The 26113-nt window shown below is 61.1% G+C and carries 23 protein-coding genes and 1 pseudogene; 15 read left to right on the forward strand and 9 right to left on the reverse strand.

Features of this window, described 5'->3' with window-relative positions; all coding sequences use genetic code 11:
- The first annotated feature begins 2 nt into the window (after positions 1 to 2).
- The 9 genes from LOY51_RS07475 to LOY51_RS07515 all read left to right on the forward strand — a co-directional run bounded on the left by LOY51_RS07475 (position 3) and on the right by LOY51_RS07515 (position 13174).
- Positions 3 to 1406 carry a hypothetical protein gene (locus LOY51_RS07475; protein WP_258645500.1) on the forward strand — a complete coding sequence of 468 codons (1404 nt, stop codon included), beginning with the start codon at positions 3 to 5 and terminating at the stop codon, positions 1404 to 1406.
- A 22-nt stretch (positions 1407 to 1428) separates the two neighbouring features.
- A complete protein-coding gene (locus tag LOY51_RS07480) occupies positions 1429 to 2289 on the forward strand; it encodes a dTDP-4-dehydrorhamnose reductase family protein (RefSeq protein WP_258645502.1) in 861 nt (286 codons plus the stop codon).
- Between the two features lie 1297 nt (positions 2290 to 3586).
- Positions 3587 to 6166: a hypothetical protein gene (locus tag LOY51_RS07485; RefSeq protein WP_258645504.1), complete on the forward strand. Its 2580-nt coding sequence runs from the start codon at positions 3587 to 3589 to the stop codon at positions 6164 to 6166.
- 310 nt (positions 6167 to 6476) lie between these two features.
- A complete protein-coding gene (locus LOY51_RS07490; RefSeq protein WP_258645506.1) occupies positions 6477 to 7487 on the forward strand; it encodes a nucleoside-diphosphate sugar epimerase/dehydratase in 1011 nt (336 codons plus the stop codon).
- Positions 7480 to 8607: a non-hydrolyzing UDP-N-acetylglucosamine 2-epimerase gene (gene wecB, locus LOY51_RS07495; protein WP_258645507.1), complete on the forward strand. Its 1128-nt coding sequence runs from the start codon at positions 7480 to 7482 to the stop codon at positions 8605 to 8607. The genes LOY51_RS07490 and wecB overlap by 8 nt, the downstream gene beginning before the upstream one ends.
- 9 nt (positions 8608 to 8616) lie before the next feature.
- Positions 8617 to 9585 carry a UDP-glucose 4-epimerase family protein gene (locus LOY51_RS07500; protein ID WP_258645509.1) on the forward strand — a complete coding sequence of 323 codons (969 nt, stop codon included), beginning with the start codon at positions 8617 to 8619 and terminating at the stop codon, positions 9583 to 9585.
- Complete coding sequence (locus tag LOY51_RS07505) at positions 9582 to 10592, forward strand: MraY family glycosyltransferase (protein WP_258645511.1); 1011 nt, start codon at positions 9582 to 9584, stop codon at positions 10590 to 10592. The genes LOY51_RS07500 and LOY51_RS07505 overlap by 4 nt, the downstream gene beginning before the upstream one ends.
- A gap of 95 nt (positions 10593 to 10687) precedes the next feature.
- Positions 10688 to 12682: a polysaccharide biosynthesis protein gene (locus LOY51_RS07510; RefSeq protein WP_374046941.1), complete on the forward strand. Its 1995-nt coding sequence runs from the start codon at positions 10688 to 10690 to the stop codon at positions 12680 to 12682.
- 165 nt (positions 12683 to 12847) lie between these two features.
- Positions 12848 to 13174, forward strand: coding sequence for a ComEA family DNA-binding protein (locus LOY51_RS07515; RefSeq protein WP_258645513.1), 327 nt, complete (start codon positions 12848 to 12850; stop codon positions 13172 to 13174).
- A gap of 59 nt (positions 13175 to 13233) precedes the next feature.
- Here the strand turns inward: LOY51_RS07515 and LOY51_RS07520 are convergent, their stop codons facing one another.
- Positions 13234 to 13401, reverse strand: a complete 168-nt coding sequence (locus tag LOY51_RS07520; RefSeq protein ID WP_258645515.1) for a DUF2897 family protein — start codon at positions 13399 to 13401, stop codon at positions 13234 to 13236.
- Positions 13402 to 13584: 183 nt separating this feature from the next.
- Between LOY51_RS07520 and pyrF the strand changes: the two genes are divergently transcribed.
- Positions 13585 to 14286: an orotidine-5'-phosphate decarboxylase gene (pyrF, locus tag LOY51_RS07525; protein WP_110992544.1), complete on the forward strand. Its 702-nt coding sequence runs from the start codon at positions 13585 to 13587 to the stop codon at positions 14284 to 14286.
- Between the two features lie 37 nt (positions 14287 to 14323).
- On the opposite strand, the gene LOY51_RS07530 is transcribed toward pyrF, so the two are convergent.
- Positions 14324 to 15325 (reverse strand): NADP-dependent oxidoreductase, encoded by a 1002-nt coding sequence (locus LOY51_RS07530; RefSeq protein WP_125857835.1) that lies wholly within the window; start codon positions 15323 to 15325, stop codon positions 14324 to 14326.
- 178 nt (positions 15326 to 15503) lie between these two features.
- Here LOY51_RS07530 and LOY51_RS07535 point away from each other — a divergent pair, with 178 nt between their 5' ends.
- Positions 15504 to 16265 (forward strand): SDR family oxidoreductase, encoded by a 762-nt coding sequence (locus LOY51_RS07535; RefSeq protein ID WP_258645518.1) that lies wholly within the window; start codon positions 15504 to 15506, stop codon positions 16263 to 16265.
- A 28-nt stretch (positions 16266 to 16293) separates the two neighbouring features.
- Here LOY51_RS07535 and LOY51_RS07540 read toward each other — a convergent pair whose 3' ends face one another.
- Positions 16294 to 17496 carry an MFS transporter gene (locus LOY51_RS07540; protein ID WP_258645520.1) on the reverse strand — a complete coding sequence of 401 codons (1203 nt, stop codon included), beginning with the start codon at positions 17494 to 17496 and terminating at the stop codon, positions 16294 to 16296.
- 122 nt (positions 17497 to 17618) lie between these two features.
- Between LOY51_RS07540 and LOY51_RS07545 the strand changes: the two genes are divergently transcribed.
- From LOY51_RS07545 to LOY51_RS27060, 3 genes and pseudogenes are all read left to right on the forward strand, one after another.
- A complete protein-coding gene (locus LOY51_RS07545; RefSeq protein ID WP_258645522.1) occupies positions 17619 to 19016 on the forward strand; it encodes an aminotransferase-like domain-containing protein in 1398 nt (465 codons plus the stop codon).
- Positions 19017 to 19985: 969 nt separating this feature from the next.
- Positions 19986 to 20165 (forward strand): annotated as a pseudogene (locus tag LOY51_RS27055) (hypothetical protein); the annotation flags it as partial.
- 201 nt (positions 20166 to 20366) lie between these two features.
- Positions 20367 to 21071, forward strand: coding sequence for a methyl-accepting chemotaxis protein (locus LOY51_RS27060; RefSeq protein WP_374046942.1), 705 nt, complete (start codon positions 20367 to 20369; stop codon positions 21069 to 21071).
- Positions 21072 to 21156: 85 nt separating this feature from the next.
- Here LOY51_RS27060 and LOY51_RS07555 read toward each other — a convergent pair whose 3' ends face one another.
- Complete coding sequence (locus LOY51_RS07555) at positions 21157 to 22347, reverse strand: benzoate/H(+) symporter BenE family transporter (protein WP_125857840.1); 1191 nt, start codon at positions 22345 to 22347, stop codon at positions 21157 to 21159.
- A 146-nt stretch (positions 22348 to 22493) separates the two neighbouring features.
- On the opposite strand from LOY51_RS07555, the gene LOY51_RS07560 reads away from it, so the two are divergent.
- Positions 22494 to 23096 (forward strand): glutathione S-transferase family protein, encoded by a 603-nt coding sequence (locus LOY51_RS07560; protein WP_110992551.1) that lies wholly within the window; start codon positions 22494 to 22496, stop codon positions 23094 to 23096.
- A gap of 90 nt (positions 23097 to 23186) precedes the next feature.
- On the opposite strand, the gene LOY51_RS07565 is transcribed toward LOY51_RS07560, so the two are convergent.
- The 5 genes from LOY51_RS07565 to LOY51_RS07585 all read right to left on the reverse strand — a co-directional run bounded on the left by LOY51_RS07565 (position 23187) and on the right by LOY51_RS07585 (position 25992).
- Positions 23187 to 23558 carry a glutathione S-transferase N-terminal domain-containing protein gene (locus LOY51_RS07565; RefSeq protein ID WP_258645524.1) on the reverse strand — a complete coding sequence of 124 codons (372 nt, stop codon included), beginning with the start codon at positions 23556 to 23558 and terminating at the stop codon, positions 23187 to 23189.
- Between the two features lie 76 nt (positions 23559 to 23634).
- Positions 23635 to 24180, reverse strand: a complete 546-nt coding sequence (gene folE / locus LOY51_RS07570; protein ID WP_110992553.1) for a GTP cyclohydrolase I FolE — start codon at positions 24178 to 24180, stop codon at positions 23635 to 23637.
- A 69-nt stretch (positions 24181 to 24249) separates the two neighbouring features.
- Positions 24250 to 24810, reverse strand: a complete 561-nt coding sequence (locus LOY51_RS07575) for a Smr/MutS family protein (protein ID WP_110992554.1) — start codon at positions 24808 to 24810, stop codon at positions 24250 to 24252.
- Between the two features lie 181 nt (positions 24811 to 24991).
- On the reverse strand, positions 24992 to 25312 hold the full coding sequence (locus LOY51_RS07580) for a hypothetical protein (protein ID WP_110992555.1): 321 nt from the start codon (positions 25310 to 25312) through the stop codon (positions 24992 to 24994).
- An 89-nt stretch (positions 25313 to 25401) separates the two neighbouring features.
- On the reverse strand, positions 25402 to 25992 hold the full coding sequence (locus LOY51_RS07585) for a cysteine hydrolase family protein (RefSeq protein ID WP_110992556.1): 591 nt from the start codon (positions 25990 to 25992) through the stop codon (positions 25402 to 25404).
- Positions 25993 to 26113: the final 121 nt, after the last annotated feature.

The raw sequence follows: 26113 nt of genomic DNA on the forward strand, positions 1-26113 counted from the left end.
TCATGCATTGGAGTGTTCTGATTAAAGGCGTTTGGGCTGTGGTGTTCGCGGCGATCGCGATACTCGCAGTGTGCGCAATCTCTCAGTATCCAGGGAGCGCGTGGGTATACCTGCTATTTACTGGGCTGTCCACCGCAGTGCTTTTTTTTGGATTTGGTCGTGGCGCGATTTTCTTCGACGCTTTTATTGGCGTTCTGTTGTGGATTGGATTTTGGCTAAAATTTAGTGTGCACACTGCGTTTTCCAATGGGAAGTTCAATATATCCGTTGGCGCGTTCGATGGTTCGCCTGGCTCGCTGGATAAGGCGCTGCTGGTAGTATCCTGCGCCTTGGCAGCCATTCTTGTGGTGCGTCTGGTCAGGCCGCGATTTTTCTCTTACCCGGAGACACTGCCGGGTATTGCATATGGTGGGCTGTTTGAGTTTTACCAACGTAATCGCAAAGCACTACTGATTGCCTATGTCTTCGCAGTGCTCACTGTTTGCTTGGTCAATACTCACTTTGGGATCTATCAGCGGGGGCTTGTTTCCAGGATGCAACTGCCTTTCGGGCTGAACGGTGTCTTTTCCTGGTTGTTGATGTTCGGGATGGCGTCGGTTTCCACGTTGATCCTGCGTTTTGAGTTTGAAATAAATAGAGAGCGGTACTGGGTCGCAATCACCATTGCTTTGCTGGAAACCTGTCTGTCGAACATCTCACTGTGGAGTCGTGGGATGATCTTGAACGGTTCGGCATTGATGTTCGGTGCGGTAGCGATGTTCCGGCGTGCAGAGCAGCGACTTCGCTTGGGGCTTGCAGTCTATGTCGTTATTGCATTCATATTCTTTTTCGTGACCTCCGTGCTCTCTGTGAATTTTTTGCGCACCACCGTCTACTATCAAGGATTGTCGCAAACCGAGCAGGGGCAGGCCGTAGCGGATCAGACCTCGACGCTTTTCCTGGACCGCTGGGTAGGCATAGAAGGTGTCATGGCGGTTGTAGGTTCAGGCCATCAAGGGTGGGCGGTCTTCCAGGAGGCATTGAGCGAGCGTCTTGACAAGGGCGTGAACTCCTATTATGACCAGCACTTTGTCGTCAGCTCCTACGATAATACCCGGGGGGACGGTACGCATTTCATCTCGTTACCGGGTTATCTGGCATTTCTGTTCTATCCCGGCTCGTTCCTGTTCCTGTTCTTCGCCGTGATGGCATTTTCTCTGGTTGCAGTGATCTTCGAATTTCTGGTTTATCGTTTGGGCGGTCAGAACCTTGCGTTCTGCGCCCTTATCGGTCAGGTGATTGCCTTCCGCTTCACCAGCTTTGGTTACGTGCCACTGCAGAGCTATCTGCTGTTCGGCTCGATTTTGCTGAATGTCCTGATTCTGTTTTCCTGTGATAGGGCATTACGTTTCATCTACAAGCACTGATTTCTTGGAAGGTTGACGAATTATGGCGCGGGTTCTTGTTCTCGGCATTTCCGGCATGCTCGGCAACGCTGTCTTTCAGGTGTTTTCCGCTGATGCGGAGCATGAGGTATGGGGGACGTTGCGCAGCGCTGCGGCGCTTGCCAATTTTCCGTCTCAGGCACACGGGCATATACTCCGAGGCGTTGATGTGCTTGATCAGGATGTCCTGGCGGCCACTCTCGCCAAGGTCAAGCCGGATGTGGTCATCAACTGCGTCGGCTTGATCAAGCACCTGGCGGATGCCAATGATCCGCTGACAGCGCTCCCTATCAATGCCCTGCTGCCGCATCGGTTGGCACGGTTATGCGATCTGGCGGGCGCGCGACTCATTCATGTCAGTACGGATTGCGTGTTTTCCGGGCGGACGGGTCGCTATCTTGAGTCCGATTTGTCGGACGCTGAGGACCTGTATGGTAAGTCCAAGTACATTGGTGAGTTGCATGACCTGCCGCATGCCATCACGCTGCGAACCTCTATAATCGGTCACGAACTGGGCTCCAGTCATGCGCTCGTTGACTGGTTCTTGGCCCAACAGGGAAGCGTGAAGGGGTTCACCAAGGCCATCTTTTCCGGTTTGCCGACCGTGGAGCTGGCTCGGGTCATGAAAGATTTTGTCATTCCCCATCCAGAGCTCTTTGGGCTTTATCACGTCGCCGCAGAGCCGATCGCCAAGTTCGATCTGCTCGGGTTGGTGGCCGCCGAATACGGCAAGAAGATCGAGCTTCGCCCGGATGATGTCCTGGAAATTGATCGTTCGCTCGATGGATCACGTTTCCGCGAGGCAACGGGTTATGTAGCACCTGCCTGGAGAGAGCTGATCCGCAATATGAAAGCGGGGAGTTGAAGGTCCTTGCCCCATGCCGGTTGTAAGTGACCGGCATTGATCATTTCTCGCGAGATGTAAGTTTGATGGTTAAGGCGCTGTACGACATGTCATTTTTTCGGCGCCGCCATCAGTACCTAGTATAGGAATCGCCGCACAGCGTTCAGCTAATTTTCCTAGGATTTGTCCGAAAAGTGCCTGTGCGAAGATCTTGCGGCGTTGAAAGCAAGCTCGGAATGCTTATTGAAAGCCAGCCAAGTCGAGCGCGATTCTGACCATCCCTCGCCTGTTTTCGCCTTACCTAATCGCCATTCGACGATCTTTCGTAGCAACCCCGGCACCTCCCTGATTTGCAGTCCTTCTTGAGGTGGCCCGATAGCCATTTGAAGGCCCTCCACTGTCGCTGTTTGGATTTGCCAAACATCCCGGCAAGCCTGGTGTCGTTTTGTGTTCCATGTCTCGCAGAGGAATCACCGGCTGCATCCTATAGCGCTCGCAATACTGCTGCGAGTACTTCGTGTCGTAGCCCTTCACCGCCAGGAGCCAGAGGCAGAGCTCGCGTAACCGACTATGAGCGTGAAGTGAAGCCCATGGCTCGGGTGTCACCGATCATGTGCATTATTATCTTCAGACCATCCCGATTTAGTCCCCGTGCGCTGCCCCTTCGGTTTTTCAGTCCTCTTTCTTGCCTTGCTCCAGAGAAGCGCAAGCTCACGCTGCTGTTGAGTCGATGCACTAGATGCTAAGCATCGTTTAGGCACGTTCCGCCATATTGCTCGGACGCACAGCATCCACAGCACGCCGTCGAGCATCAAACGATTGTCGATTCCTGGGCATCTGGTAAGTCGGTGTGCAGTGAAGAGATCTATGACTATTTTTCACTCCACTTCGGAAGGTTTCGTGTCACTTGTACATGGCAGAGCCCTTCGTCTCAAAGGCTAGAGCTCCGAGAAAAATCAGGCCGCCACGGGGAGTGACAAAATTTCAAGGATTTCATTCTGAGTCTAGGCTTCGGGTTATTCGTGCTGCTTGTAGGATCTTTCCGAATTTTTTCGATTTATAATATCTTAATAAAAATTTCTGTATAAGCGTTATTTCTGTTCTGCCGCTGAAGGGTATCTCTGCTCGTGCTGATTTGCTCCATGCTTTTTGATTGGGGTGAGTGGTTGATTTTCTTGGGGATTGATTGTGCATCATGCTGCTTGTTCGGAGTGGCCGCGCTGGTAAGGCTAGTATCCAGTGCTGTGTTTTTCCTGGGTTAGAATAGATGCGCCTGCTGTGCGGTGGTGCGGACAAACTTATAACGTGAAGAGAACCAATGATGTCCGTATATGTTTTTCCGGTGGCAGTCATGTTCAACTTGTCTGCTATGATGATTCTGATGATTGCATTAAGCCTGTTCCGTAAACCAGAAATGGCGGCTGACGTGGGGTTGGTTCATGCGGCAACGGTTGCACTATTTTATTCATTTTCGGCTAATGCGCGTAGTCTGATTATTTCTGGCTCAACTTCCTCGGGGGTGTCAGAGCTTCTGCGCTTACGATTGCTGCTGCTGCTACCGCTGTGCTTATTGGTCTGGTTGTTATGCGGTGGCAGCATACAGGGTCAGGAAGGTTTAATTGTCCTGCTGATCTTGAGGCGGGCTGCAGAGTGGCTGGCTGAAATATTTCTCAGTGAGCAGGAACGGCAACAGCGCTTTAGTAGTAGCGTCAGCTTTGTCTCGGTCCAATGCGTTGCGCTGATAATGGTGTCGGCGGCCATGATTTTTGATGTGGCGGTTCTTGAAGTGACCTTCATATGGGCGTGCTCGCCGTTGCTGAGCTGTATGGGTAGTCGTTTATTACAGCAGGTTGTGGTGCGAAGTACGGGTATGTCACTTGATGTGCGAAAACTGCTACCTCATTTTGGCTCAACGCTGGCGATTGGCGCTTCCGTATATTTTTTTCGGCTGTATCTAATACTTTTGCTCGGCAAGCAGGGCGCGGGTGATCTGTTTGCCGCATTTGCCTTCGGCGGAATTATGGGGGCGGTTTTCGCCCAGGCACTGGGGCCAACGATGGTTCACAATGAGGCGTCGCTAAAAAATTGTCGTTTGAGAAAACTCTTCAATATTTTTTTGCTAGCAATAACGCTGTCGGGCATCGCTCTGGCGTTTGCGATATGGAGAATGCCTGAGCTGTTGGCATGGACAGCAAAGAGTCATGTTTTCTGGATGGCTGTGAGCTGCTCCTTAGTCGGTGGGGGGGTGATGGTTCTGGCTCAGAAACTGCGACTCCAGCTCCTGCAGAGCAGTGGCGGACGTGATGTCTTTGGCTCTGATGTGCTGGCGAACCTGCTTCTGGTCATGTGCGTGCCTATTTTGTATTTCGGTATGGGCGACGCCTACTTGGCGAGCTTGTATCTGGTTGGTGCTGTTCTATCTCTGGTTTTCTACTTAAGTGAAGATTGGTCTGAAATTATGGGAAAATGCCGAGGTAGTCGAATCGCTCTGTGTCTACGTAGGGGTGTTGGTGCCAATGCGCAGAAGCATGGTTGGGGCATGCTGTTGCTGGTGGCTGGTTTGTTTGTCCCTATTTTTTTTCAATGGAAGCACGGAATTTTTCATGAAGGTGTTTATTATGAGAGCGACGGGAGTCTAGAGTCGCTACCCCTGCCGCTGTCCCTGATTTTTTGTTATGTGGCTATCGTCCTGATGGGCGGATATGCACGCGCGCGTAGAGTGCTGTTGGTGATATTCTTTTCTTTCGTGGTGATGTCGCTGGGGGCGCTGCTGCTCACGGGAGATACGGGTGCCGGCATAAATATTAACAAGCTGGTTTTATTGGTTCAGTATGTACTGCCAATGTTTGCATTGATAGTAGGTGTGCAGGCAGGGAGCTTGCGCGATGCTCTTCACGGACTGGCTCGAGGGGTGCTTGTTGTTCTGTTGGTTGTTACAGGTCTGCAACTGGTTGCTACGTTGCTAGCGGGTCAGCAGGTATTGAGTTCGTCTGCACTAGTTTTCGGGGTGTATCAGAGTTTGCAGTATGTTCCAGTCATATTTGTCGGTGGGTACCTGATCGTGCTCTATACGCTGTGGGGCGATGCGTCTGCGCATGGCTGGTTGTTTTTGCTCGGTGGGCTGATAGGAGGATATACGGCGCTCTCAATCTCGCTGCTTGCCCTGTCCCTGTTGTTGGTGGGAGGGTTGATTTTCATCATGGCGAACCTGACTGCGGGCGCTTACCGTGTTCGTGTCGTGCTTCTGGCAGCGCTACTGATGACCGGTTTTGGAGGCGGGATAGCGTACTCGTCCGGCAGTCCGCTGTTCGCGATCAAGTTTACTGTACCGTTTACTGCAGCTGAACCCGCTGCAATCCCTTCGCAGGTTAATTTGCCAGCAGCGACCGGGGCGGCCCAGCCTCTTGACTCAATCACCCCTGCTCAATCAGTTGCAGCCGCCGCCGTCACAGAGGCTCCCTTGGTTAGCGATGAGAGCAAGAACCTTGCGCTTCCGCGCAACTTGGTCGAACGTGTGGCGTTTTGGGATTTTTATGTTGAGGGCGTGCAAGAAAGTTGGAGGGCATTCCTCTTGGGGCATGAGCATCCCCCTGAGCGAAGTACTTATCCAAGTGCTCATAATTACTACCTTGATTTTGTATATAACTTTGGCTTTCTGGCGCTCCTGCCGTTGCTCATGCTGATACTGCATACCATCTATAGCGTTGGAAAGAGTGCGGGGCGAATTTGGGGTGAGCCGGGAATATTAGCGATTACCCTTGTTTTGTTGTTTATCCTGCTCATTGACAATTCGCTGAAGGTCGGAATGCGCCAGCCTTACCCAGGTATTGTTTCATTCTTTCTCTGGGGCTTCCTTCTGGCCTGGCTGTGGCGGTTTGAGGAGGCTCCCAGAACCTGAGCCTCCGTGCCTCTCCGTCACGCTGGTCGGGGGCGACGATCTTGATGTGGCTGCGACCTTCGCCAAGAGTGTGTCGCAGCCTGTATCATGTGCCAGCCGAGGGAAGGTCCGGATTCGCTGCAATCAGGCAGAGGGGCAGCCGCTTGGTAGTCGTATGCGCCAGACGCGTGCTATCCAGGGCTCGGATGTCGATGTTCATGGTTTTACATGTGCCTGGGTGACGCGTCAGGCATGGCTGGCATCATAATTGGCATGCGTTCATATCATTTCGTGCACCGCGTTGGCTGCACGCACCAGTTGGGAAGGTTCTATGTTCGACAATAAGGTATTGATGATCACCGGAGGCACCGGCTCCTTCGGTCACACGGTGTTGCGGCGTTTCCTCGATACCAATGTGCGTGAAATCCGCATTTTCTCCCGCGATGAGAAGAAGCAGGAAGACATGCGCATCGCCTTGGCCAATGACAAGGTCAAGTTCTACATCGGTGATGTACGCGACAGCGACAGCCTGAAACAGGCCATGGTCGGTGTCGACTACATCTTCCACGCTGCGGCCCTCAAGCAGGTGCCTTCGTGTGAGTTCTACCCGATGGAGGCCGTGCGCACCAATGTAATCGGCACCGAGAACGTGCTCAATGCCGCCGTTGCCAGTGGGGTCAAGCGAGTGGTGGTGCTGTCGACCGACAAGGCGGTCTACCCGATCAATGCGATGGGTATTTCCAAGGCGATGGCTGAGAAGCTGGTCGTGGCCAAGTCGCGGATGATCCCCCCGGGCGGCACCGTGGTCTGCTCCACGCGCTATGGCAACGTCATGGCATCACGCGGCTCGGTGATCCCGCTGTTCATCGAACAGATGCGCAACGGCGAACCGTTGACCGTCACTGATCCGGCCATGACCCGCTTCCTTATGTCGCTGGAAGACTCCGTGGACCTGGTGCTGCATGCCTTCGAGCACGGTGAGCAAGGGGATCTTTTCGTACAGAAAGCTCCGGCTTCTACCGTAGGCGACCTGGCTCAGGCGTTGAAGGAGATGTTTGCCAGTGATAGCGCGCTGCGAGTGATCGGTACCCGTCATGGCGAGAAGCTCTATGAGTCGCTGGTGTCCCGCGAAGAGATGGCCAAGGCCGAGGACATGGGCCGCTACTACCGCATTCCCGCCGACAATCGCGACCTCAACTACAAGAAGTACTTTGTTGAAGGCGAGGAGAAGATCTCCGAGTTGGAAGACTACACCTCGCATAACACCGAACGCCTCGATATCCCTGGCGTCAAGCAGTTGCTGTTGAAACTGGACTACATCAAGGAGCAACTGAATGCTTAAGGTCATGACCCTGGTCGGTACCCGCCCCGAGCTTATCAAGATGAGCCGGGTGATCGCCGAGCTCGATCGCCAGGTCAATCATGTCCTGGTGCATTCCGGGCAGAATTACGACTTCGAACTGAATCAGGTGTTCTTCGACGACCTGGAAATTCGCAAGCCCGATCATTTTCTCGGTGCCGCCGGTGAGACTGCCGCGCAGACCATCGCCGAGGTGATCGCCAAAGCCGACGCAGTATTCGAGCAGGAACAGCCCGATGCGCTGCTGCTCTACGGGGATACCAATACCTGTCTGGCGGTGATCGCGGCCAAGCGTCGCAAGATCCCGGTGTTCCACATGGAAGCCGGCAACCGCTGCTTCGACCAGCGTGTCCCGGAAGAGCTCAACCGCAAGGTGCTCGACCACCTGTCCGACATCAACATGGTGTTGACCGAGCATGCCCGCCGTTACCTGATCGCCGAGGGTATCCGCCCGGAAACCATCATCAAGACCGGCTCGCACATGCATGAAGTGCTCGAGTACTACATGCCGAAGATCGAAGCCTCCGACGTGCTGGCGCGCAGCGGCCTGGAAGCGGGCAAGTTCTTCATCGTCAGTGCTCACCGTGAAGAGAACGTGGACAGCCCGGACAACCTGCGCGACTTCCTGGCCACCTTGCGTGCCCTGGTGGACCAGTATGGTTACCCGGTGATCGTCTCGACCCACCCACGTACACGCAAGCGCCTGGAAAGCCTGGGTGAGAACCTGAACCATCCGCTGATCCGCTTCGTCAAGCCGTTCGGCCTGCTGGACTACATCAAGCTCCAGATGTCTGCGTTCTGTGTACTGTCCGACAGCGGCACCATCACCGAAGAAGCCTCGTTGCTGAACCTGCCGGCGGTGACCCTGCGCAATGCCCACGAACGGCCGGAGGGGATGGATGAAGGCACGCTGATCATGAGCGGCCTCAAGGCCGAGTCGGTACTGGCAGCTGTCAAGGTGATCACCAGCCAGCACCAGGCCGGCCTGCGGCAGATTCCGGTGGTCCCTGACTATGAGGGCGGCCCGGTTTCGCAGCAGGTCGTGCGCGTGGTGCTGAGCTACACCGACTACATCAATCGCACTGTCTGGCGTAAAGCCTGAATGCCCGGCATGACTCAACGGGTCTTCCTGACCGGGGCAACGGGTTTCGTCGGTTCGGCGATCGCCCGGCGCCTACTGGCTGATGGTTGCCGCGGTCTGCTCTGCGCAGTGCGCAGTGAGGCAGCCGATGTGCCGTCGCCTGCGCAAGCCGTGGTATGCAAGGACTTCGCCGAGAATGATGGTTGGCAGGCGGCGTTGTCCGGCGTGGACGTGGTCATCCACAGCGCAGCCCGCGTGCATGTGATGAACGACACCGAGACGGACCCGCTGGCTGCGTTTCGCCGGGTCAATGTCGAGGGCACGCTCAACCTGGCGCGCCAGGCAGCGGCTGCTGGCGTCAAACGTTTCGTGTTCATCAGCTCAATCAAGGTCAACGGCGAAGGTACGCCTCCTGGCAGCGCCTACCGTGCCGATGATGCCGCTGCGCCACAGGACCCTTATGGCGTATCCAAGCATGAGGCCGAGCAGCAACTGCTGCAGTTGGCGGCCGAGGGCGCGATCGAGGTGGTCATCATTCGACCAGTGCTGGTTTATGGCCCGGGAGTCAAAGCCAACTTCCTGGCCATGATGCGTTGGCTCGACCGCGGTGTGGTATTACCGTTCGGCGCCATCGGCAATCAGCGCAGCCTGGTTGCACTGGACAATCTGGTCGACCTTGTCGTGACCTGTGTCCCGCACCCGGCCGCGGCCAACCAGATTTTCCTGGTCAGTGATGGTGAAGACCTGTCGACGACGCAGTTGTTGCAGCGCATGGCCGCAGCCCTGGGCAAACCGGCGCGGTTGCTGCCGATCCCCGCCTGGGTGCTGACCCTAGGCGCCACCTGCCTGGGGCGCAAGGCGCTGTCGCAGCGCCTGTGTGGCTCATTGGCGGTGAATATAGACAAAACCCGAACACTGCTGGGATGGACCCCGCCGGTCAAGGTAGATGCCGCATTGTCGGCCACAGCACGGCACTATCAGGATTCAGTTCGCAAATGATCTATTGGTTACTCCCCCTGATTGTCGTCTTCTCGCTGGTGATGACGGCGTTGTTGCGCCGTTACGCGTTGGCCAGAAGCATCATCGACATCCCCAACGCCCGCAGCTCTCATACACTGCCGACACCTCGCGGTGGTGGCGTGGCGATAGTGGTGGCGTTCCTGCTGGCGCAGCCCCTGCTGGCCTGGGCCGGCCTGTCGGACAGTGCTTCACTCGTCGCATTGTTTGGTGCCGGGCTGCTGGTCGCTGTCATTGGTTTCATGGACGACCACGGTCATATTGCGGCGCGCTGGCGCTTGCTCGGGCATTTTTGCGCTGCGATCTGGGCGCTGGCCTGGCTCGGTGGCCTGCCACCCCTGCAAGTGTTCGGCATGAGCTGGTCATTGGGATGGGCCGGGCATGTGCTGGCCGCTTTCTACCTGGTCTGGATGCTCAACCTCTACAACTTCATGGATGGCATCGACGGCATCGCCAGTATAGAGGCGATCACCGCCTGCCTTAGCGCTTGCCTGCTCTATTGGCTGGCGGGCGAGACCTCGCTGATCTGGGCCCCACTGTTGCTGGCGGGCGCGGTAGCGGGCTTCCTGTTCTGGAACTTTCCACCGGCACGCATATTCATGGGCGATGCGGGCAGCGGTTTTCTCGGCATCGTGCTGGGCGGGCTCTCGCTTGTCGCTGCCTGGCAATCGCCACAGCTGTTCTGGGCCTGGCTGATTCTGCTGGGTGTGTTCGTGGCCGATGCGACGTTCACCCTGGGGCGGCGCCTGCTACGGGGAGAGAAGGTTTACGAGGCTCATCGCAGCCACGGTTATCAGTTTGCCTCGCGCCGCTACAAGAGCCACAAGCGAGTGACCCTGGCGGTACTGGCAATCAACCTGCTTTGGTTGCTGCCCATCGCTGTTGTGGTCGTTCATTGGCAACTGGATGGTTTGCTGGGGCTGTTGATCGCGTATAGTCCCCTGCTTGTGTTGGCGCTCAAGTTCGACGCTGGCAAGCAAGACAGCTAAAAGCATATCGGCAATGACCGGTATCATGCGGTAACCGTGTTTACTGAATATTGACGTCATATCCGCGGGATGCGGAGGCGGGATCAACTCTGATGATGGACAAATTTAGAGCAGGCCTACTCGGCTTGCCGCGTCGCTATAAAAGGGCCCTTCAGGTCGTTGTCGATCTGCTACTGGTCTGGGTTGCGCTGTGGATGTCGTTTATCGTACGCCTAGGGTTTGATGACGCGGGTAGCCCACTACTCGATCACCCGTGGCTATTTATTGCGGCGCCGGTGATAGCCATTCCGATCTTCATCCGTTTAGGTATGTACCGAGCGGTCATGCGCTACTTCGGCAACGATGCCCTGATGGTCATTTTCAAGGCCGTGGGGCTTTCCTCGCTGTTGTTGGCGCTGGTTGTCTATTGGTACAGCAACCATGCCACCCTGGTACCCCGTTCGATCGTCTTCAACTACTGGTGGTTGAGCCTGGTCATGCTGGGCGGCCTGCGCCTGGTAATGCGCCAGTATTTCATGGGTGACTGGTTTGCCACGGCCCAGCACGTACCCTTCACCAGTCGCGATGATGGGCTGTTGCGTGTGGCCGTCTACGGTGCCGGAGCCGCAGGCAACCAATTGGTGGCCGCCTTGCGTATGGGGCGTTCCATGCGCCCCGTGGCGTTCATTGACGACGATCCGAGCATTGTCGACCGGGTTATTTCCGGCCTTCCGGTTTTCAAGTCACGCAATATCCAGCGCATGATCGATGCCACCGGTGCCCAGGAAATCCTCATGGCGCTGCCTTCGGCCAGCCGGGGCCGCCGGCGGGAAATCCTGACCTATCTCGAAGGCTTCCCGCTGCATGTGCGCAGTGTGCCCGGGCTGATGGACCTGGCCAGCGGTCGGGTCAAAGTCGACGACATTCAGGAAGTCGACATCGCCGACCTGCTGGGGCGCGATGCGGTACCGCCCGAGGCCGGCCTGTTGCAGCGTTGCATCACCGGTAAGGTAGTGATGGTGACTGGTGCCGGTGGTTCGATCGGTTCTGAGCTGTGCCGGCAGATCATGGGGCTTGGGCCGACCACCTTGCTGTTGTTCGAGCACAGCGAGTTCAACCTCTACAGCATCCTCACCGAACTGGAGCAACGTTGCCAGCGCGAGTCCTTGAGCGTGCGTCTGCTGCCGATCCTTGGCTCCGTGCGCGACGCCGACAAGCTGTTGCACGTGATGAAAACCTGGCATGTCGAGACCGTCTACCACGCGGCCGCCTACAAGCACGTGCCAATGGTCGAGCACAACATCGCCGAAGGCGTGCTGAACAACGTCATGGGGACGCTGCATGCCGCGCAGGCGGCGATGCAGGCCGGTGTCGCCAACTTCGTGCTGATCTCCACCGACAAGGCCGTGCGCCCCACCAATGTCATGGGCAGCAGCAAGCGCCTGGCCGAGATGATCCTGCAGGCGCTGAGCCGGGAGAGCTCCCCGGTGCTGCTGGGCGACAATCACAATGTCTCGCAGATCAACTCCACCCGTTTCACCATGGTGCGCTTCGGCAACGTGCTGGGTTCTTCGGGCTCGGTGATCCCGTTGTTCCGCCAGCAGATCAAGGCCGGTGGACCGTTGACCGTGACCCACCCGAAGATCACCCGCTATTTCATGACCATCCCGGAAGCCGCGCAACTGGTGATCCAGGCCGGTTCCATGGGGCAAGGTGGCGATGTGTTCGTGCTGGACATGGGCGAGCCGGTGCGGATCGTCGAGCTGGCGGAGAAGATGATCCATCTCTCGGGCCTGAGCGTACGCAGCGAGCGCAACCCTGCGGGGGACATCGCCATCGAGTTCACTGGCCTGCGCCCGGGTGAGAAGCTTTATGAGGAGTTGCTGATCGGCGACAACGTCGAGGCCACTCACCATCCGATGATCATGAGCGCCCAAGAGGACCACCTGGCGTGGGAAGCGCTCAAGGAGCGCCTTGGCCAGTTGTTGACGGCGGTGGCGGCGGATGATTACGGGCGGGTGCGCCAACTGCTACGGGAAACGGTGAGCGGTTATGCACCAGATGGCGAGATCGTCGACTGGATCTACCAGCAGCGTCGGCTGGAACCTTAAGAAAAAGCCCGGCTTGATGCCGGGCTTTTCTTTACTTCAACGCTTTGAATTATCTAGAAAAATACTCGCACCTTGAGCGGTTTGCCGTGGGCGGCACGGCCTTCTACCGTAGCAGGGCAACCAAGGAAACGTTGCCTTTCTATCAGCCTCAAGGAGTGACTTCCCATGCGTAACACTGTCCTGTCGTATCTGCTGCTCCCGCTTTTCACTTGCCTGTCCTTTTCACTCAACGCTGCCCCAACCAGCATGCCTTCCGAGCCGGTGCCTGCAGTGATGCCGGCCCAGCCGGCAAACAGCCAGGTGGATCTGAACACGGCCGATGCGCAAACTCTGCAAAAAGCGCTGAACGGCATCGGTCAGGCCAAGGCACAGGCCATCGTCGCCTACCGTGAGGCCAACGGGCCGTTCACCTCCGTGGACGAACTGCTCGAGATAAAGGGCATAGGCAAAGCGCTGCTGGAGCGCAATCGTGACAAGCTGATGGTCGAGTAAAGGTGGCTGGAGCCGATTGGCACCCGGCTGGTCGGCTCTTGATGACGGCAGTGCTTATTTCAGCGGTCTTGGGCATCCTTGGCATCCGCCTCGGCATTGCGCTCGTGAACTTTCTTCAACTGCTCATCGGTCAACGGCAGTTTTTTCGCCGTATCACGCAGCATCATCAGCCCGCCAACGATCGAGCCAAGGGCGACGATGAGTATCAACCAGGCATACCAAGGCATCGGTGTTCTCCTGCAAACTGAAGATGACAGCACCTGCATGGCATTCGAACCATGGCCGTGCGCGATGGTTCAATTATAGGAGTGGCCCACTGCCAGGCCAATTCTCATGACCCGCGGCCTCCAAAGGCCATGCCACTTCGTTTACAATGCGCGCCGTTTACGACTTGCCAAGAGACCGCGCCCATGTCCGCCTGCCAGACGCCCCTGATCGTCGCCCTGGATTTCCCTACCCGTGACGCCGCCCTGAAGCTGGCTGACCAGCTTGATCCGGCGCTGTGCCGGGTAAAGGTCGGCAAGGAACTGTTCACCAGCAGCGCTTCGGGGATTGTCGAGACCCTCTGCAGCAAGGGTTTCGAAGTGTTCCTCGACCTTAAGTTCCACGACATTCCCAACACCACGGCGATGGCGGTCAAGGCCGCAGCCGAAATGGGCGTGTGGATGGTCAACGTGCACTGCTCCGGTGGCCTGCGCATGATGTCGGCCTGCCGTGAAGAGCTGGCCAAGCGCAGCGGCCCGCAGCCACTGCTGATCGGCGTGACCGTGCTGACCAGCATGGAGCGTGAGGACCTGGCGGGCATTGGCCTGGATATCGAACCGCAGGAGCAGGTATTGCGCCTGGCGGCACTGGCCGAGAAGGCCGGGATGGACGGCCTGGTGTGTTCCGCGCTGGAGGCTCCGGCGCTGAAGGCAGCGCACCCGTCGCTGCAGCTGGTCACCCCGGGTATCCGCCCGGCGGGCAGTGCCCAGGACGACCAGCGCCGGATCCTGACCCCGCGCCAGGCGCTGGATGCAGGTTCCGACTACCTGGTGATCGGTCGCCCGATCAGCCAGGCGGCGGATCCGGCGCAGGCGCTGGCCGCCGTGGTCGCCGAAATTCGCGGCTGATTCGAGCCGGCCGGGGCTGCCTTGCAGCCCCGGGGTTTCAGACCTTCAACACCAGCTTGCCGAAGTTCTCCCCGCTGAACAGCTTGAGCAGCGTCTCTGGGAAGGTTTCCAGCCCCTCGACCACATCCTCCTTGCTCTTCACCTTGCCGCTGGCCAGCCAGCCGGCCATCTCCTGTGCGGCCTTGCCGTACTCCTTGACGTAGTCCATCACCACGAAACCTTCCATGCGCGCACGGTTGACCAGCAGCGCCAGGTAGTTGGCCGGGCCTTTGACCGCTTCCTTGTTGTTGTACTGGCTGATGGCGCCGCAGATCACCACCCGCGCCTTGAAGTTCAGGCGCGACAGCACCGCGTCGAGAATATCGCCGCCGACATTGTCGAAGTAGACGTCCACGCCCTTCGGGCATTCACGCTTCAGGCCCGCCAGCACGTCCTCGGCCTTGTAGTCGATGACGCCGTCGAAGCCCAGCTCGTCGAGCAGGTACTGGCATTTCTGCGCGCCGCCGGCGATGCCGACCACACGGCAGCCTTTGAGCTTGGCGATCTGCCCGGCAATGCTGCCCACCGCGCCTGCGGCACCGGAGATCACCACAGTGTCGCCGTCCTTGGGCTGGCCGACGTCGAGCAGGGCGAAGTAGGCGGTCATGCCGGTCATGCCCAAAGCGGAGAGATAGCGGGGCAGGGGGGCCAGCCGTGGGTCGATCTTGTGCAGGCCCTGGGGTTCGCCGGTGAAATAGTCCTGCACGCCCAGAGCGCCGCTGACGTGGTCACCGGGCTTGTAGTCCGGGTGCTGCGAGGCAACCACTTCGCCCACGCCCAGGGCACGCATCACCTGGCCCAGGCCTACTGGCGGGATATACGACTTGCCTTCATTCATCCAGCCGCGCATGGCCGGGTCGAGGGACAAGTACAGGTTCTTCACCTGGATCTGGCCCGCGCCGGGTTGGTCTGCTGGCACCTGCTCGAAGGTAAAGTCGTCGCGGCGCACGGCGCCGACCGGACGCTTTGCCAGCAGGAAACGGCGGTTGGTCTGGGGCATGGCGGATTCTCCTGAACAGGGTAAGAGGTGGCTGATGATCGGCTGTGATTATGTACTGCGTCACGCAAAATCACCGCAAACGATAGTAGTCCAACCGTGCCCCTGATGATGCTGCCCAGCCGGCAGGAGGGCTGACTAGACTCAGCCTCGACTCAATTTCTCCATGCAGGAGCCAGTGATGAGCATGACGTTCTCCGGCCAGGTAGCCCTGGTCACCGGTGGTGCGGCGGGTATCGGCCGGGCGACAGCCCAGGCGTTCGCTGCCCAAGGGCTGAAAGTGGTGGTGGCCGACCTGGACGCGGCCGGCGGTGAAGCCACCGTGGCGCTGATCCGCGAGGCGGGTGGCGAGGCCCTGTTCGTCGCCTGCGACGTGACCCGCGATAGCGATGTGCGCCAGTTGCACGAGCAGACCGTGCAGGCCTACGGCCGGCTGGATTACGCCTTCAACAATGCCGGCATCGAGATCGAGAAGGGCCGCCTGGCCGAGGGCAGCGAGGCCGAGTTCGACGCCATCATGGGCGTCAACGTCAAGGGCGTGTGGCTGTGCATGAAGTACCAGTTGCCGCTGCTGCTGGCCCAAGGCGGTGGCGCGATCGTCAATACCGCCTCGGTGGCGGGCCTGTCGGCGGCGCCGAAGATGAGCATCTATGCCGCGTCCAAGCACGCGGTGATCGGCCTGACCAAGTCGGCGGCGATCGAGTATGCGAAGAAGGGCATCCGGGTGAACGCGGTGTGCCCGGCGGTGATCGACACCGATATGTTCCGCCGCGCCTACGAGGCCGACCCGCGCAAGGCTGAGTTCGCCGCGGCGATGCATCCGGTTGGGCGCATCGGCAAGGTCGAGGAGATCGCCAGCGCGGTGCTGTACCTGTGCAGTGATGGCGCCGCTTTCACCACCGGGCACAGCCTGACCGTCGATGGCGGTGCACTGGCGATCTGATTGTCCGGTCAGCGCTGGGCGGGCGGGATCAATTATCTTGCTCGCCATTCAAACAGCTGCGCGATTCCTGTGGGAGCGGGTTTACCCGCGAACGGGCCGGCAAGGTTATCCACAACCGCCACGCCACCCCCGCACACCCCAGCAGCAACACCGTGCCGAATACGCTCAGCGCCAGGCGCGACCCCAACCTGTCGCTGAGCAAGCCGGTAAAGATCACCGGCAGGCTGAACCCCAGATACGCCAGCAAGAAGAACCCGGCACTGGCCCGGGTCTTCTCGCTGCCGGCGAGCTGGTTCACCGCAGCCAAGCCACCCAAGTAGATGAAGCCGTAGCAGGCACTGCTGGCGGCAATCGCGCCCAGCAGCACGCCAGCCAGTTGACCGCTGTCGGCGCCCCAGGCCAGCAACCCATAGCTGCAAGGCAGTATCAGCAACCCGAGCAGCGTGGCCTGGGCGCTTGGCAGGCGGCGGGCCATGGGCTGGAACAGCAGCCCGCAACTGATCACGCAAAAGGTCGAGAACCCCGACCAGGCACTCAGGCCGTGTTGGCGCAGGATCCCCGGCAGCAAGGCGATCACCAGGCCGACACAGGCCCAGGCGAGCAGGATCGCCATGCCATAGGCCAGGCTACCTGCGGGGTAGCAGGGCAACCGCAGCATGGCGCTGCGCTGCGCCGGGCGTGGCTCGGGCAGGCGCCACAGCAACAGCACGGCGATCCCCGCGAGCAACAGTTGCAGATGAAAGCTTGCCGGTGCCAGGGTGGGCCCGCGCAGCAGGCACAGGCTGGTCAGCGCCGCGCCCAGGCCGAAGCCCAGTGAGGTGCTGGCCGTGACCCAACTGGCGGCGCGGCCGCTGTCGCTGCCCGCCATCAGTTCGCCCATGTACGCGGTGGCCGTGGCCGATGCCAGCCCGGTACCCAGCCCCAGGAGCATGCGCGCGGCACCCAGTGCCTCCAGGCTTGGGAACAGCAGCATGATCAACGTGGCGAGCATCGACAGGGCCAGGGCGGCGATGATCAGCGGGCGTCGCCCGACCCGGTCGGCCAGCCCGCCAAGGGCCAGCAGCACCGGCAGCACGCCGAGCACATAGCCGGAGAAGGCCACGGCGGTGGCCGCGGCGCCACGCCCGGCGAGTTCGGCGTAGGTGATGTACAGCGGTGCCTGCAGGTTGACCGCGAGGGTGATCAGGCACAGCGCGAAGGCCAGCAGGGCCGGGTCATGGCGGGTGGGCATGGGGTCATCCGTCAAAGGGTGGAGTGTCTGTCGGCAGCATCGAGGCTGTGGGGTTGCTCAACAAGGCACACTCCCCAGGCATTTGTGATTAACTGTTCGCCCGAAATCAGCGAACACTTGCCATGCACCTGAATCTGGATCGCCTGCAGCCAACGCCCCTGGTCCAGCAACTGACCGAACAGTTGCAAGCCTGGATCGAACAGCAACGCCTGCGCCCCGGCGCCCGCCTGCCGTCGATCCGCACCCTGGCCAAGGCCCAGGCGGTGAGCGCGTCCTGCGTGATCGAGGCCTACGACCGCCTGGTGGCGAGCGGCTGGCTGGTGGCGCGGCACGGTGCCGGGTTTTTCGTTGCCGAACGCAAGCCGGGGCAGCAGGCGGATGCCGGCAGCGCCTGGGGTGAGGCCATCGATGGCAGCTGGCGCTTGTTCGGCGAAGGCCATGAGGCGCTGCTCAAGCTCGGCTGCGGCTGGCTGCCGGTGGCCTGGCGCGCCGAGGCGGAACTGGCGCAGGCCGTGCGCCAGGTCAGCCGGGGCGAGCCCGAGGCGCTGTTCGACTACTGCCCGCCGCTGGGCCTGGCCAGCCTGCGCCTGCAGCTGCACAAGGGCCTGGCGCGGCTCGACATCAACGCCGAGCCCGAGCGCATCCTCACCACCCAGGGCATCAGCCATGCCCTCGACCTGCTGGTGCGCACCCTGCTGGCGCCGGGCGACACCGTGCTGGTGGAGCGCCCCGGCTACTACAACCTGTTCAACCTGCTGCGCCAGCACGGCGTGCGGATGCTTGAAGTGCCGCGCACGCCAACGGGGCCAGACGTTGTCGAACTCGAGCGGCTGCTGGTCGAGCACCGGCCACGCTGCCTGTTCACCAACAGCCTGTACCAGAACCCCACTGGCACCAGCCTGACCCCCAAGGTCGCCTATCGCCTGCTGGAGCTGGCCCGCGAGCATGACCTGCGGATCATCGAGGACGACCTCTATGCCGACTTCCAGGAAGGCCCGGCCACCCGCCTGGCCACCCTCGACAGCGAGCAGCGGGTGATCTACCTGGGCAGCTTCTCGAAAACCCTCAGCAGTTCGCTGCGGGTGGGCTACCTGGTCGCGGAACCTGCGCTGATCGCCCGCCTGGCCGAGTTGAAGATGGTCAGCGGCATCGGCACCTGCCGCTTTGCCGAGCAGGTGATCGGCCAGATGCTTGGCAATGGCAGCTACCGCAAGAGCATCCAGCGCCTGCGCGTGCGCCTGGGGCAGCACATGGCCAAGCTCCTCGGGCAGCTGGAGGCGTGGGGCTGGGAGGTGTTGTGCGAACCCTGCGGCGGCATGTTCGTCTGGGCCCGCTCGCCCGGGCGCGACTTTGCCGGGCTGGAGCGCCTTGCGCTGGAGCATGCCGTGCTGCTCACGCCCGGCAGCGCCTTCGACCCCCAGGGACGGGCTTGTGACTGGTTGCGCATCAATGTCGCCTACGGACAGGACGTCCGCGCCCAGGCGTTCCTCCGACACGCGGGGCGACCTCCAGCGGCCTGAAAGCGACACGTTCATAGCTAAATGACACCATTCTGGCGCCAGGCTCTTGTGAGGTGGCCGCTGCGATTGTCACTCTTGCCTTTCGGAAAAGCCCGACAAGCTAGAGGGGAATCGGTGATGGCGGTGACCAAGCACGGTGTTCTGGCCAACCTGGGCATGGCCCGCAAGCTCGGCCTGGGCTTTGCCTTGGTGCTGCTGCTGACGCTGCTGGTGGCGGCCATCGGCGTATACGCGCTGTTCAGCGTAGGCCAGCGCTTCGACGGCTTGCGCCAGATGGCCCAGTTCAATACCGACCTGCTGCGCCTGCGCCAGCACGAGCAGGCGTTTGCCCTGCGCTCCGATATCAGCGAAGCCGATGCGCTGCGCGCTGGCCTCCAGGGCCTGGTCGAGCGTGCCCGTGGCCTGCCGGGGCTGGCCTCGACCGAAGGCGAACTCGGCGCCTACGGCCAGGCGTTCGACCAGTTCGTCCAGGCGGTACAGGGCAAGGAGCTGGCGCTGGACATGGCCAGCTGGTCGGTGTCCAGCGTGGCCAACAACCTCGATGTGCTGCAGGCCGGCCTGGCCGATGACGGCACCTACACCCTCAAGCAGTCGCAAGGCCAGCAGGGCGGCGAGTTTCTCGAACAGGCCGGCCAGGTGGCGCAGGTGTCACGGCTGATGCTGCAGGCCATGGACGAAGCCCGGGTGCGCCTGGAACAAAGCCGCAAGGGCGGCGAGGTGGAGCAGGGGCGCATTGCCCAGACAGTGGAGGCCGCCAGCCTGGTCGAGCAGCTCAAGGGCGCGGTGAGCGATGCCGGTTACCAGAGCGTGCTGGGCGAGGTGGCCGGGCATATCGCCAGCTTCTCCGACAAACTCAATGAATACACCGACCTGCTGGCTCAGGAACAAGGCATCAAGGCCCAGTTGCAGGCCCGCGCGGAACAGGTCACGGCGCGGGTCGACCAGGCCTACAACGCACAGGAACAGGCGATGCAGGCCGAGCTAGCGCGCAATGCCGTGGCCATCGCGGCCGCCACCGCGCTGGCGCTGCTGGTCGGGGTGCTGGCGGCCTGGCTGATCACCCGTGCGGTGGTCGCGCCGCTCAAGCGGGTGATCATCCGTGCCCGGCGCATCGCCGCCGGTGAACTGGCCATCGAGGCCGAGACGCCACGCAGTGACGAGGTCGGGCAGTTGTTGCAGGCCATGCAGCAGATGGCCGAGGGCTTGTCCGGTGTAGTCAGCGGCCTGCAACAGGGCATCGAGCAGTTGGCCGGCAGCGCCCAGGCGTTGTCTGCCGTGACCGAGCAGACCAACCGTGAAGTCGGCAGCCAGAAGGACGAGACCGAGCAGGTGGCCACCGCCATGCAGCAGATGACCGCCACCGTGCATGATGTGGCGCGCAATGCCGAGCAGGCGGCCGAAGCGGCCCAGGCCGCCGACGACAAGGTCGAGTCCGGCCAGCTGGTGGTGCGCCAGAGCATGCAGCGCATCGAGCAGCTCGCCGCCGCCGCCGAGACCGCCAGCTGCGGGATCGACAGCCTGAGTGCCGAGATCCATACCATCGGCGACGTGCTGGAGGTCATCAAGAGTGTCGCCGAGCAGACCAACCTGCTGGCGCTCAATGCCGCCATCGAGGCCGCTCGCGCCGGTGAGCAGGGGCGTGGTTTCGCCGTGGTGGCCGATGAAGTGCGCGCCCTGGCGCGGCGTACCCGTCAGTCCACTGAAGAGATCGAGCGCCTGGTGGCCAGCCTGCGTGGCAATGCCCAGCAGTCGGTGACACAGATCCGGGGCAGTACCGAGCTGGTGCGCCTGGCGGTGGCCGATGCGCTGCAGACTGAAAGTGCGCTGGGCAGCATTGCCGCGGCGGTGTCGTTGATCCAGCAGATGAACCAGCAGATCGCCGCGGCGGCCGAGCAGCAAAGCTCGGTGGCCGAGGAGATCAGCCGCAGTGTCACGCAGATCCGCGGCAGCGCCGATCAGGCGGCGCTGGCGATGGAGGACAACGCCCGCTCAAGCGTCGAGCTGGCGCGTCTGGGGGATGACCTGAAGGGGATGGTGGGGCATTTCCGACTGTGATTGCCTGTGGTGACCCTATCGCGGGGCAAGCCCGCTCCCACGCAGTGGACTGGTGTGGGAGCGGGCTTGCCCCGCGATAGCGTTGTCAGCCTTTGCGCTGGCTGAGGATAAGCAAGGTCAGCACCCCCGCCACAATCCCCCAGAACGCCGACCCGATCGAGAACAAGGTGAACCCCGATGCCGTCACCATGAAGGTGATCAGTGCCGCTTCACGCTCGCGAACCTCGCCCATGGCCACGCTCAGGCCATTCATGATCGACCCGAACAGCGCCAGCGCGGCGATCGACAGCACCAGCTCTTTGGGCAGGGCGCCGAACAGCGCCGCCAGGGTGGCGCCGAAGGTACCGGCGATACCGTAGAAGATCCCGCACCAGACCGCAGCGGTGTAGCGCTTGCGCGGGTCTTCATGGGCGTGCGGCCCGGTGCAGATGGCCGCGCTGATGGCCGCCAGGTTGACCCCGTGTGAACCGAACGGCGCCAGCAGCAGCGAAGCAAAGCCGGTGGCCGTGATCAGCGGCGAGGCCGGCACCTGGTAGCCATCGGCGCGCAGCACGGCGACCCCGGGCATGTTCTGCGAGGTCATCGCCACCACGAACAACGGGATGCCGATGCTGATGGTCGCCGCCAGCGAGAAGCTGGGCGTGGTCCATACCGGGGTGGCTACCTCGAGCTGGAAGCCGCTGAAGTCCAGCAGGCCCAGCGCGCCGGACAGCGCGGTGCCGACCAGCAGCGCGGCCAGCACGCAGTAGCGCGGCGACAGGCGCTTGACCAGCAGGTAGCTGAAGAACATGCCCAGCACCAGCAGGGTACGGTGCTGGGCGGCGACGAAGATCTCGCTGCCGATCTTGAACAGGATGCCCGCCAGCAAGGCGGAGGCCAGCGACGCGGGAATGCGCCTGACCAGCCGTTCGAAGCTGCCGGTGAGCCCGCAGATCAGCACCAGCACGGCGCAGGTGATGTAGGCGCCGATGGCCTCGCCGTAGCTCACGCCACCAAGGCTGGTGATCAACAGGGCTGCGCCGGGTGTCGACCAGGCCACGGTGATTGGCGTGCGATAGCGCAGCGACAGGCCGATGCTGCAAACCGCCATGCCGATCGACAGCGCCCAGATCCACGACGAGATCTGCGCGCTGGTCAGGCCTGCCGCCTGGCCGGCCTGGAACATCAGCACCAGCGAGCTGGTGTAGCCGGTGAGCATGGCGATGAAACCGGCGACTACCGCCGAGGGGGAGCTGTCTGCCAGCGGGCGCAGGGGCACGGTGGTGGCATCGGTCATAGGGTGAATTCCTTGTACAGGTGTAAGCATTTTTTTCAGGCTACCGTGCCATGGCTTGATCCTTGCCATACAGCAGGCATTGCATTTAGCCGTACAGTCGCCAACTATTGGCCACGGTTCTGCAACTGCGTGAAAGGGGAGGGGCGATGTACAAGGTGTATGGCGATTACCAATCGGGCAACTGCTACAAGGTCAAGCTGATGCTCAGCTTGCTGGGCCGCCCGTACGAGTGGCAGGCGGTGGATATTCTCAAGGGCGAGACCGAAACCCCCGAGTTCCTGGCCATGAACCCCAATGGCAAGGTGCCGGTGCTCAAACTGGAGGATGGCACGTGCCTGTGGGAGTCCAACGCCATCCTGAACTTCCTCGCCGATGGCAGCGAGTTCCTGCCCAGCGAGCCACGCCTGCGCACCCAGGTGCTGCAGTGGCAGTTCTTCGAGCAATACAGCCATGAGCCGTATATCGCAGTGGCGCGGTTCATCCAGTTCTACCTGGGGTTGCCGGACGAGCGACTGGAGGAATACAAGGGGCTGCACAAGGGCGGCTACAAGGCGCTCAAGGTGATGAACAAGCAGCTGGAGATGACGCCGTACCTGGTCGGCGACCAGTATTCGATTGCCGACGTGGCGTTGTATGCCTACACCCATGTGGCGCATCAGGGCGGGTTTGATCTTTCTGCCTATCCGGCGGTGCAAGCCTGGCTGGCGCGCGTGGCCAGCCATCCGCGGCATGTGCCGATGGTGGATTGAGGCGCTACTGGCCTCATCGCCGGCAAGCCGGCTCCCGCACATCAACCCTGTGGGAGCCGGCTTGCCGGCGATGAGGCCGATGCAGGATTCTCAGACCGCCGCGAAGCGCTTGTCCAGGTAGGCAATGATGTCCTTGGACTCATACATCCAGGTCACCTTGTCGCCTTCATCGATGCGCAGGCATGGCACTTTCACCCGGCCACCGCCTTCGAGCAGCGCCTGGCGGTGCTGGGCATCGTGCTTGGCGTCGCGCAGCGCCACCGGCACGTTGAGGCGGTGCAGGGTGCGACGGGTCTTCACGCAGAACGGGCAGGCGTGGAACTGGTACAGGGCAAGGCTCTTGGCGTCCTGTTCAACGCGCGCCTGGGCCGAGGCATCACGCTTCTTCTTGGCCGGGCGGCTGATCCAGTCGCCGAACACGATGAGCTGGCCGAGGCCGACCCGCAGGGCTTTGACGATCATGACTGACTCCTGATCTGGTTAAGGCGCACAAAACAAAAAGCCGACCCCTGGGGGTCGGCTGCGGATCATAGGCCGATCACTTGATCAGGCTGAGGAACTCGCTGCGGGTGGCGGCGTTGTCCCGGAACTCGCCGAGCATCACCGAGGTGAGCATGGTGGAGTTCTGCTTCTCGACACCGCGCATCATCATGCACATGTGCTTGGCTTCGATGACCACGGCCACGCCGGCGGCACCGGTCACCTGTTGCACGGCCTCGGCGATCTGGCGGCTGAGGTTTTCCTGGATCTGCAGGCGACGGGCGAACATGTCGACGATGCGCGCCACTTTCGACAGGCCCAGTACCTTGCCCTTGGGCAGGTAGGCGACATGGGCCTTGCCGATGAACGGCAGCATGTGGTGTTCGCACATCGAATACAGCTCGATGTCCCGGACCAGCACCATTTCGCTGTTGTCGGAGCTGAACAGCGCGTTGTTGGTGACTTCTTCCAGGGTCTGCTCATAACCGCGGCAAAGGTACTTCATGGCCTTTGCAGCCCGCTTGGGCGTGTCGAGCAGGCCCTCGCGGGAGACGTCCTCACCCAGTTGGCTGAGGATCTCGGTGTAGTTCTGTTCCAGGGACATGGATCTACCTGTGGAAAATTTCGCAAAGGCGAAGGGTACGGCGGCGGCGGCGGCGCTGCAAGCGCGATGTCACTCGTCGCGGCCTTCGAGCATGGTTCGCTTGAGCATGACATACACCGCGCCAGTACCACCGTGGCGGGCCTGGCACGAGGCGAAGCCGAGCACCTGCGGGTGCTGGCGCAGCCAGGTGTTGACGTGGCTCTTGATCATCGGGCGCTTGCCGTCGATACGCGCGGCCTTGCCGTGGGTGACGCGCACGCAGCGTACTTCCAGCTTGGTGGCCTCGGCGATGAAGTCCCAGAGGATCTCGCGGGCTTTCTCCACACTCATGCCGTGCAGGTCGAGGCTGCCCTCGAAGGCGATCTGGCCGAGCTTGAGCTTGCGGATCTGGCCTTCCTGCACGCCGTCGCGGCGCCACATCAGCTCGTCTTCGGCGCCGACGTCGATGACGAACTGGTCGGACAGGCCGTCGACCACCAGTGGCTGGTCGCTGCGGATGGTCGCCGCCTGGCGCAGGCCGGCCAGTTGCTTGCGATCGGCCTTGGCTTTGCCGACTTCGGCGCGGTCGTGCTTGATCTGCTTGACCCCGCGTACTTCGCTGCGAAAGAGGGAAAAATCGTCGTCTTGCATGGTGCCTCCACGTGGGCGGCGTAGTTTACGCGAGTGTGGGCCTTAGTGAAGTCTTGAGTTAATGGTGCGGGCCTCATCGCCGGCAAGCCGGCTCCCACAGGATGATACTGGGTTCAGGAATGACACGGTCGCTGTGGGAGCCGGCTTGCCGGCGATGAGGCCGGTACTGACGAACGGGATATCAGTCGTGTTTTTTCATCAAATGCGGCGACAGGTTCAGCTCACGCCCGCGGCGCAGGCGAATACGGCTGCGGCGCCAGAAGCGCACGCCGACATACAGCAGCAACAGCCCGACCACAGTCAGTGTGGCCGCGAGTGGGCGGTTGGCATTGAGTTCGGCGAGGGCGGGGTAGTTGCCCAGCAGGCCGGCGATGCCGGCCATGGCGAGCAGGATGCCCAGGGTGGCCAGCAGGACGGAGAAGGCGGCGGCCAGGCGCGCGCCCCAGTTGCGCGGCTCGCGCTGGCGTAGGCGTCTGGCATCGAAACTGCCTTTGAGCTTCATTCGAATTCCTCGGGATCGGGTGTCGCTGATCCGGGTTTCGACCTGCTGTGCGCCCTTGGGTTCCGCCCGTCCGCCGGGCGGTGCCTGGTTCAGACCAGGCTGGCGGTAGGGGCCACGCAGGCGAAGTTGTCGGCCATCACGGCCATCTCGCACTGGTGAATCTGTGCGGCCGGGATGACCCCGTCCTTGAAGGCCAGGTCGCGGGTCGCCGAGGCATCTTCCACCAGGGTGCAACGATAACCATAGTCCTTGGCGCGGCGTACGGTGGTGCTGACGCTGGAGTGGCTCATGAAGCCGCACACGATCAGGTCCAGGTGGCCGAGCTCCTGCAGCGTTTCGTGCAGCTTGGTGTTCTTGAAGGCGTTGGGCATGCGCTTTTCGATGATGGTTTCACCGGCCAGCGGCTCCAGGCCCGGGATGAACTCGCCGCGCGCGCCTTGCGGGTCGAACAGGCCGCCGACGGTGCCCAGGTGGCGAACGTGGATGATCGGGCGCCCGGCCTTGCGGGCAGCGTCGAGCAACCGGGCGATGTTGGCCACGGCCTCGTCCATGCCCGACAGCGCCAACGGACCGCTCAGGTACTCCTTTTGCGCGTCGATGACGATCAGGCTGGCTTGGCCCAGCTTGGCCGGCGGGTAGTCGCGGCCGCTGAGGCGGAACATCGTGGTTGGAACGGACATCAAGGGCTCCTTGGGTAGGGCTTTTGTGCCCCTATTCTCCCTTGCCTTGGCGCCAATGTGAATGGTTGACATTGCAGGCGGCATGGTTACTGGCCTGTGGCTATCCATTCGGCTATCGGAA

The organism is Pseudomonas sichuanensis (assembly GCF_024749065.1).
Taxonomy (GTDB): domain Bacteria; phylum Pseudomonadota; class Gammaproteobacteria; order Pseudomonadales; family Pseudomonadaceae; genus Aquipseudomonas; species Aquipseudomonas sichuanensis.